The sequence below is a fragment of the Blautia ammoniilytica genome, from assembly GCF_025566965.1.
GTDB lineage: Bacteria > Bacillota > Clostridia > Lachnospirales > Lachnospiraceae > Blautia_A > Blautia_A ammoniilytica.
The window spans coordinates 171,928-185,882 of record NZ_JAOQJL010000002.1 but is presented as its reverse complement, the minus strand read 5'-3'; the positions used below and the strand labels follow the sequence as shown (position 1 = coordinate 185,882).

Genomic DNA, 13,955 nt, shown 5'->3' with positions numbered 1-13,955 from the left:
TTTTTATACATAGCTGGTGTGTTTTTTAACATTTTCTTTGTCTTTTTGTACTCCTGTATCTTATCATTAAGCATCTGATTGTACAGAAAGCGGCAGCAGCCAAATATTTTTCCAAAGAGTATCTTCTGTTCATCTGTTGGATAAATTCGGAAACGATATGCTATGTTCAATACTTTTTCTCTCCCTGGGTTTCGATGTACCTTCGGATCACTTCTACTGGTGCCCCTCCTGCCGTCAAAAGGCAGAAACTCTGGCTCCAGAATGCTTCTTTCCAAAGTTTTTCCCGGATTTCCGGATACTCTTTTTTCAGCAGCCTGCTGCTGGCACTTTTATAAGCATTGATAAATTTACTGAGTTCCGTTTTAGGCTGTGCACGAAACATTACATGCACATGGTCAATATCATGATTCCATTCCTCCAAAACAATTCCATATCGCGGGGCAATATATTCCCATATTTCCTTTGCTCTTTCTGAAATTGAATCATTGATAACTTTTCTTCGATATTTTACCACCATAATCAGATGATAATACATCAAATATACCGAATGTGCATTGTGATCTGTTTTTTCCATAAAATCAGTCCTTTTTTTCGAATATTTATTTTATCGACTGATTCTATTATACCATGGTTCGTATCGAAGAACAAGTGTTCTTTTTGCTTTTATGCAATTCATCTCCCACCTGTAGAGGAAGGAGAATTCTTGCTATATATTATGTTAAAATTCTCTTAAGGCTTTCCGTAAAATATTAACATACTTTCTCATTTTTAGCAAAAAAAAATCCCGGAAAATCATAAGATTTCCCGGGAATATGTGTGTAAAACAAACAGGATCAAAGATCGATGTAATTACCGTCAGCCTCTCCATTAACAACATAGTAAGCTTTGTTCTCTTCAGGCTTAACATAAACCTGCAGCTCTTTGATGTCTTCTTCTTTTTTTCCTGTCATGCCTGCCCATGCTTTCTTAACATTGGCAACGATTTCTTTTGTCAGTAGTTCCCTTCCCATAAACTGAACATAAACATCTGCAGAAACTTCCTTCTTGGCAACCACTTTCTTTGCCGGAGCTTTCCTTGCAGTGGTTTTCTTTGCAGCAGGTTTCTCAGTCTCTTTTGCTGCAGTAGTCACCTTGGCAGCCTCTTTTACAACCGGTTCTTTTGCAGGCTCTGCTTTTACTGTCTCAGCTTTTGTCTCTGCAGCTTTTACAGTTACCTCTTTTGCTGCTTCCTTAACAACAGGTTTTACAGCAGCCTCTTTTACGGTAGCCTTTGCAGCAGCCTTGGCAGCCATTGTCTCTGCTTTCTTTACGGTTCTTTTTGTAGCCATATAATAGCCTCCTTAAAAGGTGAAGATTAATTTTTACTAATCTAGGATACTACTGTTTTTTTCTTTTTTCAAGTTAGAGTTTTTTCATGTAAAAGCTGATTATCTGTTCCAAATTCAGTAATTTTGTATTTAATTTATGGATTTTCCGGTCATTATCTATAGAAATAACCATTACTTTCCAATAAATATGTGGGAGGGGTGCACATTTTTTTCTGTTTTTCAATAATTTTTCATTTATTTTGTACAGACAGTTTTTCACTTTTTATGAATACAGAGCCTTAGAATCCGTAAAATTCAAGAATGCCGAGGCATTCTTGCTGCGAGGTGCGCGTCATGCAATTGCATGACATACTTCTCCTGCGCACCTCTACAATCCCAGATTCTCCAGATGGTCTTTCAGGTAGCTGCTCATATGCTTTTTCAGACCTGCATGCTGTGGCAGATCCAGCTCCGGATCCAGTTCCAGGATCTGCCCTCCTGCCTCACTGGCCATCTTCAGTACATCTGCATCATTATAAATATCGCCGATCTTAAATTCCATTAAGCCACTTTGACGGATCCCGAAAAGATCCCCTGGGCCACGAAGTTTTAAATCTTCTCCGGCAATAAAAAACCCATCATTGGATTTGTTCAGGATATCAAGACGCTTAGAGGTTTCTTTTTCCTCATTGCCCTGGATGAAGATGCAGTAAGACTGATACTCACCTCTTCCTACCCGGCCGCGAAGCTGATGCAGCTGAGCAAGCCCGAAGCGTTCTGCATTTTCCACCATCATCACGGTAGCATTAGGCACATTCACCCCCACCTCCACTACAGTGGTAGATACAAGTACCTGGATCTGCCCTGCTGCAAAAGCCTCCATAACAGCATTCTTTTCTTTAGGCTTCATCTTGCCGTGAAGGGCAGCTACTGTAATGTGAGAAGGCAGGATTGCTTTCAGAGATGCAGTATAGTCCGTAACATTTGCTCCATCCATCCCTTCACTTTCTTCCACCATAGGACAGATGATATACGCCTGTCTGCCTTCCTGTATCTGCCGCTCAATAAAAGAATAGGCTTTTGGCCGATATGAGGTGTCCACCACACAGTTCTTAATAGGACGACGTGCTGCAGGCAGTTCATCGATCACGGAAATATCCAAATCTCCATACAAAATAATCGCCAATGTCCTTGGAATCGGTGTGGCACTCATAACTAGTACATGAGGCGACTCACCTCTTGTTGTCAGCGCCTCTCTTTGCTTAACCCCGAATCGGTGCTGCTCATCTGTAATCACAAGCCCCAGATTCTGATAGGTTACTTTTTCCTGGATCAGGGCATGGGTGCCGATGATCACATTGGCCTCCCCTGAATCTATGGCCTGATAGATCTTGCGCTTGGATGCAGCAGTTACAGATCCAGTAAGAAGAACCGGTCTGCAAGAAATGATCTGCTGCTGGTCAAGCAGCTTCTGAAATGCTTCAAAATGCTGATTGGCAAGTACCTCCGTTGGTACCATCAGTGCTGCCTGATATCCATTTTCCACTGTAAGGATCATTGCCAGAAAAGCAAGGATCGTCTTGCCGCTTCCCACATCTCCCTGAATCAGCCTGGACATCAGGGAATGGCTGCACAGATCTCTTTCCACTTCATGCCATACATTCATCTGAGCCCTGGTAAGAGAATAGGGCAGATTATCAATAATATTCTCCGTGGTCCACACAGGCTTCATAGGAAAGGCATTCCTGGCTGTTTCTGTCTTTTCTTTCAGCTGCTGTACAGCCAGGATAAACATAAGGAACTCATCAAATACCAGCCTCTTTCTGGCAGTAAGAAGCTCTGTCATGTTCTTTGGAAAATGAATGGTCTGCAAGGCATAATTACGATCTGCCAGATGAAGCCTTTCCCTCAGGTCTTCAGGAAGAAATTCTTCCTGCAAACTTTCTTCATTCAAAGCCTGATGTACCAGCTTTATAATTGTTTTGTTGGAAAGCCCTGCAGTCAGTCCGTAGATTGGCTGAAGGCTGTGCAGGATCTCTTCATAAGCGCCATGGGTAAAAATCTCCGGGTGCTCCATCAAAAGCCTGCCCTGCTTCCAGACTGCACGACCACGAAATACAAAGCTGCTGCCTCTTTTTAAGGTAGAGCGAAGATAGGGCGTATTAAACCAGGTCACAGGAAGCTTTCCTGTGGCATCTGCAATGGTAACTGTCACTATCTGCAGATTTCGCACTTTATTTACATATACGCTGGAAATAACCGTACCAGAAACAGCGGCAGTCTCTCCCTTGGAAAGACTGCCGATGGTAACAGGTTCTTCATATGCATCATAATTTCTCGGAAAATATTCCAGAAGATCCTCAGTTGTGATCACACCGATCTTCTGAAAAAGCTTTTCTGTTTTATCCCCGACTCCCTTCAGACTGCGGAGTGGTTTCATCATTGTCCTGTCCTCCTGTCTGCCGGATCACTCTACAGAAATAATGTAATAGTAAATAGGCTGTCCACCCATATTTACTTCTACTTCACAGTCCGGATATGCTGCTTCCAGCTCTTCTCCAAGCTTCTGAGCTTCTTCTTCAGGCACATCCTCACCAAAGTAAATACTGATCACTTCTGCATCCTCTGTATCCATTGCAGCAACCGTATCTTTTGCTACATTGGTACGTCCTTTGCCTACTGCCAGGATACCATGATCTCCAATACCCATTATATCCCCTTCATGGATCTCTTTCTCATCCAGTCTGGTATCACGCACTGCATAAGTGATCTGGCCTGTTTGTACCATAGAGATCGCTTCTGTCATTGCTTCCAGATTCTCTTCCGGACTCTTCTCAGGCACAAAGCTGATCAAAGCTGAAATACCCTGTGGAATGGTCTTTGTAGGCACAACAATAATGGTCTTGTCCTCTGTCAGATCCCTTGCCTGATTGGCAGCCAGAACAATATTCTTGTTATTAGGTAAAATATAAATGGTTTTTGCATTTACCTGATCAATGGCATTCAGCATATCTTCTGTGCTTGGATTCATGGTCTGTCCGCCTTCGATCAGATAGTCAACTCCAAGATCCTTGAAGATAGCAGAAAGTCCGCTTCCTACGGATACGGAAATAAATCCTACTTCCTTGGCCGGCTTTGTTTCTTTTGCTGCTTCTGCTTCTTCCTGCTCCCTGGCAAGCTTCTCTGCATCCTTGATCAGCTTCTCCTGATGCTCTTCGCGCATGTTATCGATCTTCATACGGGAAAGCGCACCATAGGTAAGTGCACGCTCAAATGCCTGACCCGGATGATTGGTGTGTACATGCACCTTTACGATCTCATCATCTGCTACCAATACAATGGAATCACCAATGGAATTCAGGAATTTCTTGAAGCTGTGAAGCTCCACATCTGGAAGCGGCTTATCCAGAAGAATGATAAACTCTGTACAGTAGCCAAACTTAATGTCCGCTTCTGCCTGGGGAGAAATCTTTGTAACAGCCGAACCTGCAGATGTTCCTGCAAACTCTGTATAATCAATCTCTTTTCCAAGGAATCCGTCAATAGCACCTCTGAACACCTCAAGAAGTCCCTGTCCGCCGGAATCCACAACGCCTGCCTCTTTCAGCACAGGCAGCATATCCGGTGTCCTGGCAAGAGTCTTCTCTGCATGATCAAAGATCTCAAGGAAAAACGGCTCCAGATCCTCTGCTGACTCTGCAATCTCAGCTGCCTTGATGGCTGCTTCCTTTGCCACTGTCAGGATGGTGCCCTCCTTAGGCTTCATAACTGCCTTGTATGCTGTCTCAACGCCCTTCTCCATGGCTGCGGCGATCGCTACTGCGTCCAGCTCCTCCAGCATACGTACACCTCTTGTAAAACCACGAAGCAGCTGAGAAAGGATCACACCGGAATTACCTCTTGCGCCTCTTAAGGATCCGGAAGAAATGGCCTTTGCCAGTACCTCCATATTCATCTGGGAAATATTTCCTACTTCAGATGCAGCAGACATGATCGTCAGTGTCATATTGGTACCGGTATCTCCGTCAGGCACAGGAAATACGTTTAATTCGTTGATCCATTCTTTCTTCGCTTCCAGGTTCTTGGCACCAGCCAGAAACATCCTGGAAAGTACATTGGCATCTATGGTCTGTTTACTCACCACAAGTTCCTCCTCTTAATCCTAATCTATGGCACGCACGCCTTCTACGAAAATGTTGATCTTCTCAATCTCAAGTCCAGTGAAAGCTTCTACTTTATATTTTACATTGCTGACAAGATTATCTGCAATCGTACTGATATTCACACCGTATGCCACGATAACATGGAAATCCAGGCGAATCTTATTGTCCTCAGTAATCCGTACATTAATTCCATGCTTCAGGGAATCCCTGCGAAGCAGCTTAACAAGACCATCCTTCATGCTTACTGCTGCCATACCAATAATACCGAAGCACTCCACTGCTACACTTCCGGCATATGTGGCTATTACATCTGTATCAATGACAATCTGACCCAATCCGGAATCTATGCGTCCATTCATATGGTTTACCTCCATAAAATTCATATTCGTGTATCTGTATTATACCCTTTTTCATATCATTTCGCAATGATAGAGTTTTAACTCGTACCATCATATATCAAAAAACTTTTATTTTCAAGGCATTTTAACGGAGAAATAGATCTATCTTTTAGCGGATAAATAAATTTGTCAAGAAATTATTTTATATTTTTCCTTTTTTTACTTGCAAAAGACCATTTCATCTGTTAAAATAAAACCTGTTGAAAAAAAGCGTCAAGGAGGTGCTATCATGGCTAAATGCGCTATTTGTGAAAAAAGTGCTCATTTCGGAAACAATGTGAGTCATTCCCATAGAAGATCCAATAAGATGTGGAAATCTAACGTGAAATCCGTCAGAGTTAAAACAGAAGGCGGCTCAAAGAAGATGTACGTATGTACTTCCTGCTTAAGATCCGGAAATGTAGAGAGAGCCTAAATGACACCTTACCCTCGCAGAGATGCGAGGGTATTTTTTTGCCATTTTATGTGAAAGGACCGCACTCCCCTTTTAAGATATGCGGTCCTGATATACAACGTATGAAGCTTAATGACAAAACATATGATAACCACAAAGCATACAGGCGGCTGCCACCATAAAAACTAGCAGGCTTTCTGTTACAAGAATCCCAATGACCATCCCGATCCCTATAAAGAACAGGATGAGTCCTAACAGTCTGTTCATCTCTATCCTTTCTTTCTGTGGGATTATTATATCTTATGCAGTTCCTTTGATTTTAGTATCTATTACCCCTGTTCTTCCTTTGGTTTTAGTATCTATTACTCCTGTTCTTCCTGATCTTTGGAAGCAGCTGTATCCGGTGCAAAGCGGTTTACAAAATCCGGAACCATATCAAGCACCTTAGTCAGCCCGTCCTGATTCTTAACATTTACAAGCTTTGTAGTACCATTCTGGATCACCAGTACTGCGCATGGACTCATCTTGCCAGCCAGACCGCCGCCGCCATTATTCTTCTTATCTCCTGCAAATGCTCCGGCACCTACGCCAAAGGAAACATCTACCAGTGGAAGGATAATGGTATCCCCAACATGGATCGCATCACCTACAACGGTTTTAGCTGCTACAAAGCCATCCATTCCTTTAAACAGGGAATTGACAGTTTCTTTAAAATTGTTTTCATTTTCCATAATTCAGATCCTCCTTATGTTTCCACTGGTTAATGATATGCTTTATATTTTTGTTAAAATAAATACGGATTCCTGTTCGCAGCAGGACGATTCCGTAGATCCGTCCTTTCATGTTTATTTCCCCTTCCAGAAAACTCTCTTCATTTTCAAAAGCAGGAGAAACCTGGATACAGTTCTTATGAAGGGGAATGCTCATGCCAAGCACTGCAAGGATCATTCCTGTTACTGCCGGATCTTCGCACCCGAATGCTGCGTTTCCACTGATCTTGGTGGGAAAAATGTGTTTCAGAAGGCCTGTACACTGTTCCTTAATAAGGCCAAATGCTTCTTTCATTTCTTCTGACCTAAAAAAGCCCATCCACCATTTTGCCTTTTTCATGATGTGTGCAAATGTTTGCCTGATATTTTTAAGCTTTTTAAAAAATGTCCTAATCCTTTGAAGCACTGTTTTTAGTTTTGCCCTGATTCCAAGGAAAAATCCTTTTCTTTGTGAAGATTGAGATTTCTCAGGCTTTGGAGCAGGTGGTTCTTTGACCTTTCTGTTACCTGATGCTGTATCTGTCTGTTCTGAGTCTGTATGCATTGATACTGTCAGCTTTTCTTCTGTTTGCGTTGGCATGGATGGCATTTCATCTGTCTGCTTAGAAACAGGCTTCTTTGGGGCGGTTACTGATTGTACCTGATCAGTTTCAGGCTTCTTTTTTCTTCTTTTTTTCTTTTTTCCAAACAGCGAGATACCAGCAAGCTTCAGACTGTGTTTTTCTTTTCCATCCTGATAACAGATCCGCAAGGATACCAGTCCTAAAAGCCAGCTAACCCTGGCTGTGCCCCTAGCATGTTCCCAGTTTCCCCGGTCTTTGCTGCCCCACATCCGATAACGTACCGGACAGAACAGTATAAGAAGTATGACTGCCAAGGCAAGTCCGATCAACACGCCTGCCAGAATCAGTATGAACTTTATGATCGCCCATAATATATGTAACATACGCTCACCTGTTCTTAAAATAATCTTTTACCTGAAAATGACCGGTTGTCTCATAAATCTCTTTTATGATCCCTGCTGCCATATCAATAGCCGCATCCTTGCCTTTCTCCATCCCTACAATCGTAGGGCAGATCCTGGCATATGACTTCTGCACCAGCATAGATGCAGGGATGATCTCCAGAAGATTGCCTGGATTCTCTGACAAAGTGATCAGGTATACATCTACTGTAAGGTGCCCTGCATCAATCTTCTTACGGGTCTTCTTGGGATGCTTGATCCCTGCTCCTATATAATAGTCTGTGATCCATTTTGGCATAAGCCTGTCACCCCTTTATCTGTAATCTGAGCATACCCATATTATCCATGATCTAAACAGGGACTGCTGCACGGATCTGATCACGGATGCAGCAGTCCCTCCTTTAAAAATATTTCTGTCCTCTTGCCCACAGACCTGCACTTCGCATCTCCAGATACTCCTGGTATGCCTTTTCTACGATCTGCTTCTCATTGGAAAAACGCAGCAAATGGTAAATCTCATGAAACTTGTAATAGCCGGAATCCACGAAGAACTCTTCTCTTTGAGGCTTGCTATGATAATTATCAGCCGTCATAAGATACCAGTGTACTTCTTTACTTACCATATCTTCCGGAACTGTAAAATTATACTGGCTTTTCCCGATATATTTTACAATGGAAGCCTTAACATCTGCTTCTTCTTTTACTTCCCGCAGAGCAGTCTGCTCATGGCTTTCTCCCAGCTCCACTGTTCCCTTTGGTAATACCCATCCTTCATAACGGTTTTTGTAGGATTTGTAAAGTGCCAGAATCTTACCTCGATGAATTACCACACCGCCACAGCTCGTTGCTTCTATCATCTTGCAATCCCTCCTGTAATGCGTGTGTTTTACTGCTGTATAGTATACCTCTTTTTTAGAATACTGGCAACCATAAGTTATCAGGAAGCATAATATGCATCGAAAACCTGTCCCGCGATAGGCACTGCAGCTTCACTTCCTGCTCCGCCATTCTCAACGATCACCGCGATCACAAGTTCCGGATTATCTACATTCGTATAACCAACAAACCAGGAATGGCTGTCTCCCTGCTCATTAAACTCTGCAGACCCTGTCTTGCCGGCAACAGTATAGGACCTGCCATTCAACGCAGAAGCTGTACCTGAAGTCACTACCTGGCGCATCATTTTCCCAAGAAGATTGGCCTCATTGGAAGACATCAGCCTTTTGTAGGTACTGCTCTGTGTTCTTTTCACCAGATCACCGGAATCATTCTCGATCCGGTCGATCAGATAAGGCTTCATCAGCACACCATTATTAGCCACTGCAGCTGTGATCAGTGCCATATGCATAGGGGAAACCAGTGTTTCGCCCTGGCCGATGGCGGTCTGCATCACTGTAGAAGTGCCAGACTTTCCATCCAGGGTAAAGCTGCTCTTCCTGTAGGAATTAAGAGGAAGTGCCTTATTAAACAAAAGATCCTCGGCAGTATTTCTGATGGATGAACCTCCCAGACTGATCCCTATATCTGCAAAAGCACAATTACAGGAATTTGCAAATGCACTGTAAAAATCTTCCTGTCCATGTACATGGCCATGATAACACTGAATGCTATGGTCTCCTACTGTAATACTTCCCTGACACAGATAAGAATATCCTTCAAAGGTGCCTTTTGAGCGGAAATAATCAAGAGCAGTTACAATCTTGAAGGTTGACCCTGGAGGATAGGCTCCATTGGTAGCCCTGTTCAAAAGACTGCTGTCATTCTCATCATTTACAAGTATATCCCAGTTCTGTGACAATGTGTTGGGATCGAAATCAGGTCTGCTTACCTCTGCCAGGATCTTACCTGTAGAAGCCTCCAAAACGACCACTGCCCCTCTCCTGTCACCAAGGGCATTGTAGGCAGTCTGCTGTAATCTGGAATCTAACGTGGAGACTACAGTATCTCCCATATTCTTCTGGTTCAGGAACTGATTCTTCATCTGATCCAGAAAAAAGGCATGGGAACTTAAAAGCGAGAAATTAGCCTCAGACTCCAGCCCGCTCTTGCCATTGGTATCATACCCGATCACATGGGCAAACATATTGGAAAAAGGATAATACCGTTCTTCTGTACCGTCCTCAGCCACATTGGTCTGTGCAAGTACCTGTCCGTCTGCGGACAAGATCTTTCCTCTTACCACACGGTCTGAAAAAGTGTCCTGTCTGGTATTGTACGGACTATTGATAAAATCGTCACTTTTCACAGAATTAAAATAGATCAGATATGCGATCATACTGAAAAAAACAGCTGCAAAGAAATAAGAAACAAAGGCATATTCCCGATTTCTTTTCTTCTTTTTCTTAGTAATCTCCTTCTCTTTGCGCCTGTATTCTTTCTCTAGCTCTCTTTGCCGCTTCTTTTCGGAATCTCTCAATTTCTTCATCCTCGTCTTCTCTGTAAATATATATTCCCTGGATAATGGCAATCATAAGGAGGGTACTTACTACAGAACTTCCTCCATAAGCCACCAAAGGCAGGGTAACTCCGGTCATAGGGATAAATTTGGTAACACCGCCAATGGTCAGGAATACCTGGCAGGCATATTCCGTACCAAGTCCAAGTGCGATCAGCTTATAAAAAGGATTCTTGATCTGCAGTGCAATATTCAGGATCATCAGGAAAAAGCTCATGCATACAAGAATCAGGCAGATTGCAAATATGCCGCCCAGTTCCTCACATATGGCGCTGAAAATAAAGTCATTCTTTACTACCGGAATCTTTTCAGGGGAACCCTGGCACAGCCCCATCCCAAACCATCCGCCTGTCCCAATGGCAAACAAAGACTGAACGATTTGGTATCCTTCATTCTTGTAAACAGCCATAGGATCCTTCCATGCGCTCACTCTCTGGCGCACATGGCCGAACAGGAAATAAGCAACCACTGCCGCCCCGCTTCCTCCTGCAACTCCGATTCCCAGAAGTGCCGGGCTTTTGGTAGCTACATAGATCATCACCAGATAGGCAGTAAAGAAGATCATTGCACTTCCAAGGTCCTTGGACAGTACAAGGATCCCTACGTGAATGCCTGCGATCACAGTGGCCTGGATCACCTTTTTCAGGTTCACATCCCTCCATAAAAGAGATGCCATGAAAAATACAAAAGAAAGCTTAATGGCCTCTGATGGCTGGATCCCCATCAGGGATAGCTTGGCCCCGTAGCTGGTCTTTGCCAGAAGAAAAACAGCTGCCAGAAGCACAACACCAATCCCTGCATATACCCAGGTCAGATTCTTAAGAAATTTCATCTTGCGGATCATAACCGGTATCAGAAGAGATACCACACTGCCTGCTGCTACGATCAGTAGCTGCTTATTGGCAGACTTGATATCCAGCCGGCAAAGCATAACAAATCCAATGCTTAACAGCATACACATATTATTCAGTAGAAGCAGCGACGCATTCTTGTAGATGATCCGGTACAGAATCTGGATCAGTGCAAAATAAACCATCATCTCCACATAAAACAGGATCACGCTGAAATCAAAGGTTTTCAGATAGATCACAAGAAATGCTGTAAAATCAATAAAGAAAATAAGCATCAGCTGCCTGGTAAGCATCTCCCGCCGCTCTTCCTGATCCTGTCTTCTTACCATATAAAAGCAATGAAAGGTATATACGATCATCAAAGTCAGGATCACATATTTTGACAGTTCAACAATAATATTAATCATAGGCCTTTACTGGGCTCCTCTTTTAAAATGTCCTTTTGTAAACTTCCGGTCCGGCACATCTTGTCCATCCCTGTAAGCAGCTGTAAAATCCTTCAGAATATGGACCGCTTCACCAGGAGACTCCATGGTAAAGGAAAGCCGCACTGAATCTATCCCCAGATTCTTTACCTGCCTGCTTTCTTTCAGAAGTCCAAAAGGAAGTGTATTGTAAATGATATTATAACAGGGCAGATTTTTTTCTGTATTTCCTGTTTTCCAGGGATCGCATTCACATACAACAGGAAACAGATTCTCATATCGATCCTTCAGATATACATCTGCCCTGTCTTTCTTTATTTTCTGCTGTGTGCAGTCAGTTTTCTTACAGCTATATACATTCCTGCGGACACACTGTGCAGAATACATCAGTGGCAGATAACCATAAACCAGCATCTCACTGCCTTGATTATCCCTGTGTCCCAATTCTCCCTGATTTAATTCCAAGGGGACCGTATTGCCAAGCACCTTCTGCGCTCTCCAGAAATCCACAGCCTGATTGTTCCAGGTATAAAGAGTATGGTCGATCCTGCATTTTTCTCCATATCCCATTTCGGAAAGCATGGCATAAGATTCCAGATTACGTACCAGGAATCCTTTCATCCCCTTTGCAAGCCAGCCTGGTATCTTCTCCTGCACTATATCTGGCATCTGACCTCTGGTAATATAAGGCAGGGCAAGATACATGGAAATCCCTGCTCTGACTCCTTTATCAAGGAAAAATTCCATCAGATCAAAAGGCAGGTACATGCCTTGAAAACCACCAGTCTTCAAAAGTGCCTGTGCAGTATCCCTGTCTTCACAAGATACACTGATCCCCGGAGAGTGAAATATGCTCTTCTGACTGTCTGTCAAAGCAGAGGGAAGCTTTCCTGTAAGGCTGCGGCGGTAGGGCTTAAGCAATTCTTCCTGAAGCTTGGTAAGCGCATCCCTGCGAATCTGGTTCAATGCACTCATAGGCACAAAAATACTGTCCTCCATCTGGATCTTAAGATCTCCCCAGACAAACGGTGTATTTCCCAGCTTCTCCATCTGCTGCCGGATCCGCTCCTGTGCCATAGGATTATTTCTCGCATACTGAACCTCTCCGCCAGAGACTGTTACCTTCTTACCCTGGCAGGTTATTTCCAGTATAACAGGACTTCCGGGAAAAAGTATTAAATTCCCATAAATTTTTTCTTTACTTTTTCTTAGATTCAGGGAAACCTCCCCTGTTTTCTTCTCATTGGAAAAGGCCATCATGGAAGGTCCGCCCTGCATTTTATAATATCCTGTACAAGATCCGCCCCTATTAAACAGATCCAGCAGATATTTCCTGTCTTTTTCTTCCACATGATAGGATTCTTTTCCATTCTTTTCCAGAAGATCCAGATATTTCCTGTATACAGCCGTCACTCCTGCTGTATACTCCGGCTGTTTCATCCGTCCTTCTATCTTAAGAGAAGTCACTCCTGCTTCCAGGATCTCCGGTAATATCTCAATGGTACAGATATCTTTCAGGCTTAACGGGCACATCTGGCCTTTACCTTTATAATTCTTTCTTCCGTCCAGGGAGGTATCATAAGGAAGGCGACAGGGCTGTGCACATCTGCCTCTGTTACCGCTTCTGCCGCCAAGAATACTGCTCATCAGACACTGGCCGGAATAGCTGTAGCATAAAGCCCCATGTACAAATGCTTCGATCTCCAGGTTGCTTTCCTGATGCATTTTTTCCAGTTCTTTAAGGGTCAGCTCCCTGGCTGCCACCACTCTGACCGCTCCCTGCTGTTCAAGAAATCTCATCCCCTTAGGTCCTGTTACTGCCATCTGGGTGCTGGCATGAAGATGAAGCAGGGGAAAAGCTTCTTTTAATGCTGTAAAAACTCCAAAATCCTGTATGATCACTCCGTCCAGCCCAGCCTGGTAAAAAGGCTGAAGATACGGGATCAATTCCTCATAAAGTTCTTTATTCTTTAAAAGGGTATTCACTGTAAGATACAGCTTTTTCCCATAAATATGTGCTGTATCAATTGCCTGAAGCAGTTCTTCATCTGAAAAATTTCTGGCATAGGCTCTGGCTCCAAACCTGGTGCCTCCCACATATACTGCATCTGCACCTGCGCCCAAAGCCGCTTCAAAGCCCTGATACGAGCCTGCCGGTGCCAGCAGTTCTATCTTTCTGTCCTGACCCAATATGCTCCCTCCTATAAAAAAGAGGATTACCTGTAAGC

The 13,955-nt window shown here is 43.5% G+C and carries 15 protein-coding genes; 1 reads left to right on the top strand and 14 read right to left on the bottom strand.

The features are described from left to right. From OCV61_RS18735 to OCV61_RS01835, 6 genes are all read right to left on the bottom strand, one after another. On the bottom strand, window positions 1-170 hold a 170-nt coding region (locus OCV61_RS18735; RefSeq protein ID WP_158420370.1), incomplete at its 3' end, for a helix-turn-helix domain-containing protein. Continuing rightward, window positions 167-574, bottom strand: coding sequence for an IS200/IS605 family transposase (tnpA, locus tag OCV61_RS01855; RefSeq protein WP_158420369.1), 408 nt, complete (start codon window positions 572-574; stop codon window positions 167-169). The genes OCV61_RS18735 and tnpA, both read right to left, overlap by 4 nt. Window positions 575-833: 259 nt before the next feature. Further along, entirely contained in the window at window positions 834-1,328 is a 495-nt protein-coding gene (locus tag OCV61_RS01850; RefSeq protein WP_158420368.1) for a DUF6465 family protein, read from the bottom strand. Between the two features lie 367 nt (window positions 1,329-1,695). Continuing rightward, window positions 1,696-3,750 (bottom strand): ATP-dependent DNA helicase RecG, encoded by a 2,055-nt coding sequence (gene recG, locus OCV61_RS01845; protein ID WP_158420367.1) that lies wholly within the window; start codon window positions 3,748-3,750, stop codon window positions 1,696-1,698. A 24-nt stretch (window positions 3,751-3,774) separates the two neighbouring features. Continuing rightward, entirely contained in the window at window positions 3,775-5,448 is a 1,674-nt protein-coding gene (locus OCV61_RS01840; protein WP_158420366.1) for a DAK2 domain-containing protein, read from the bottom strand. 21 nt (window positions 5,449-5,469) lie between these two features. Continuing rightward, a complete protein-coding gene (locus tag OCV61_RS01835; RefSeq protein WP_158420365.1) occupies window positions 5,470-5,829 on the bottom strand; it encodes an Asp23/Gls24 family envelope stress response protein in 360 nt (119 codons plus the stop codon). Between the two features lie 268 nt (window positions 5,830-6,097). On the opposite strand from OCV61_RS01835, the gene rpmB reads away from it, so the two are divergent. Then, on the top strand, window positions 6,098-6,283 hold the full coding sequence (rpmB, locus tag OCV61_RS01830) for a 50S ribosomal protein L28 (RefSeq protein WP_158420364.1): 186 nt from the start codon (window positions 6,098-6,100) through the stop codon (window positions 6,281-6,283). 108 nt (window positions 6,284-6,391) lie between these two features. Here the strand turns inward: rpmB and OCV61_RS01825 are convergent, their stop codons facing one another. From OCV61_RS01825 to OCV61_RS01790, 8 genes are all read right to left on the bottom strand, one after another. Next, window positions 6,392-6,529: a hypothetical protein gene (locus OCV61_RS01825; protein ID WP_173726589.1), complete on the bottom strand. Its 138-nt coding sequence runs from the start codon at window positions 6,527-6,529 to the stop codon at window positions 6,392-6,394. Between the two features lie 95 nt (window positions 6,530-6,624). Continuing rightward, window positions 6,625-6,993 (bottom strand): GerW family sporulation protein, encoded by a 369-nt coding sequence (locus OCV61_RS01820; protein WP_158420363.1) that lies wholly within the window; start codon window positions 6,991-6,993, stop codon window positions 6,625-6,627. Beyond that, a complete protein-coding gene (locus OCV61_RS01815; RefSeq protein ID WP_158420362.1) occupies window positions 6,983-7,978 on the bottom strand; it encodes a DUF2953 domain-containing protein in 996 nt (331 codons plus the stop codon). The genes OCV61_RS01820 and OCV61_RS01815 overlap by 11 nt, the downstream gene beginning before the upstream one ends. 4 nt (window positions 7,979-7,982) lie before the next feature. After that, the gene (locus tag OCV61_RS01810; protein WP_158420361.1) at window positions 7,983-8,294 is read right to left on the bottom strand and encodes a hypothetical protein; all 312 of its coding nucleotides are present in this window, start codon (window positions 8,292-8,294) and stop codon (window positions 7,983-7,985) included. A gap of 103 nt (window positions 8,295-8,397) precedes the next feature. Beyond that, window positions 8,398-8,853 (bottom strand): NUDIX hydrolase, encoded by a 456-nt coding sequence (locus OCV61_RS01805; RefSeq protein WP_158420360.1) that lies wholly within the window; start codon window positions 8,851-8,853, stop codon window positions 8,398-8,400. An 80-nt stretch (window positions 8,854-8,933) separates the two neighbouring features. Continuing rightward, complete coding sequence (locus OCV61_RS01800) at window positions 8,934-10,421, bottom strand: peptidoglycan D,D-transpeptidase FtsI family protein (RefSeq protein WP_158420359.1); 1,488 nt, start codon at window positions 10,419-10,421, stop codon at window positions 8,934-8,936. Continuing rightward, window positions 10,339-11,709 carry an FtsW/RodA/SpoVE family cell cycle protein gene (locus OCV61_RS01795; RefSeq protein WP_158420358.1) on the bottom strand — a complete coding sequence of 457 codons (1,371 nt, stop codon included), beginning with the start codon at window positions 11,707-11,709 and terminating at the stop codon, window positions 10,339-10,341. The genes OCV61_RS01800 and OCV61_RS01795 overlap by 83 nt, the downstream gene beginning before the upstream one ends. Before the next feature lie 6 nt (window positions 11,710-11,715). Continuing rightward, on the bottom strand, window positions 11,716-13,917 hold the full coding sequence (locus OCV61_RS01790; RefSeq protein WP_158420357.1) for a peptidase U32 family protein: 2,202 nt from the start codon (window positions 13,915-13,917) through the stop codon (window positions 11,716-11,718). Window positions 13,918-13,955: the final 38 nt, after the last annotated feature.

Excerpts from the sequence above, each read along its gene's own strand:
- tnpA (WP_158420369.1), bottom strand. The coding sequence starts at position 574 with ATGGAAAAAACAGATCACAATGCACATTCGGTATATTTGATGTATTAT.
- OCV61_RS01805 (WP_158420360.1), bottom strand. The coding sequence starts at position 8,853 with ATGATAGAAGCAACGAGCTGTGGCGGTGTGGTAATTCATCGAGGTAAG.
- OCV61_RS01800 (WP_158420359.1), bottom strand. The coding sequence starts at position 10,421 with ATGAAGAAATTGAGAGATTCCGAAAAGAAGCGGCAAAGAGAGCTAGAG.
- rpmB (WP_158420364.1), top strand. The coding sequence starts at position 6,098 with ATGGCTAAATGCGCTATTTGTGAAAAAAGTGCTCATTTCGGAAACAAT.
- recG (WP_158420367.1), bottom strand. The coding sequence starts at position 3,750 with ATGATGAAACCACTCCGCAGTCTGAAGGGAGTCGGGGATAAAACAGAA.
- OCV61_RS01820 (WP_158420363.1), bottom strand. The coding sequence starts at position 6,993 with ATGGAAAATGAAAACAATTTTAAAGAAACTGTCAATTCCCTGTTTAAA.
- OCV61_RS01850 (WP_158420368.1), bottom strand. The coding sequence starts at position 1,328 with ATGGCTACAAAAAGAACCGTAAAGAAAGCAGAGACAATGGCTGCCAAG.
- OCV61_RS01810 (WP_158420361.1), bottom strand. The coding sequence starts at position 8,294 with ATGCCAAAATGGATCACAGACTATTATATAGGAGCAGGGATCAAGCAT.
- OCV61_RS01825 (WP_173726589.1), bottom strand. The coding sequence starts at position 6,529 with ATGAACAGACTGTTAGGACTCATCCTGTTCTTTATAGGGATCGGGATG.
- OCV61_RS01795 (WP_158420358.1), bottom strand. The coding sequence starts at position 11,709 with ATGATTAATATTATTGTTGAACTGTCAAAATATGTGATCCTGACTTTG.
- OCV61_RS01815 (WP_158420362.1), bottom strand. The coding sequence starts at position 7,978 with ATGTTACATATATTATGGGCGATCATAAAGTTCATACTGATTCTGGCA.
- OCV61_RS01835 (WP_158420365.1), bottom strand. The coding sequence starts at position 5,829 with ATGAATGGACGCATAGATTCCGGATTGGGTCAGATTGTCATTGATACA.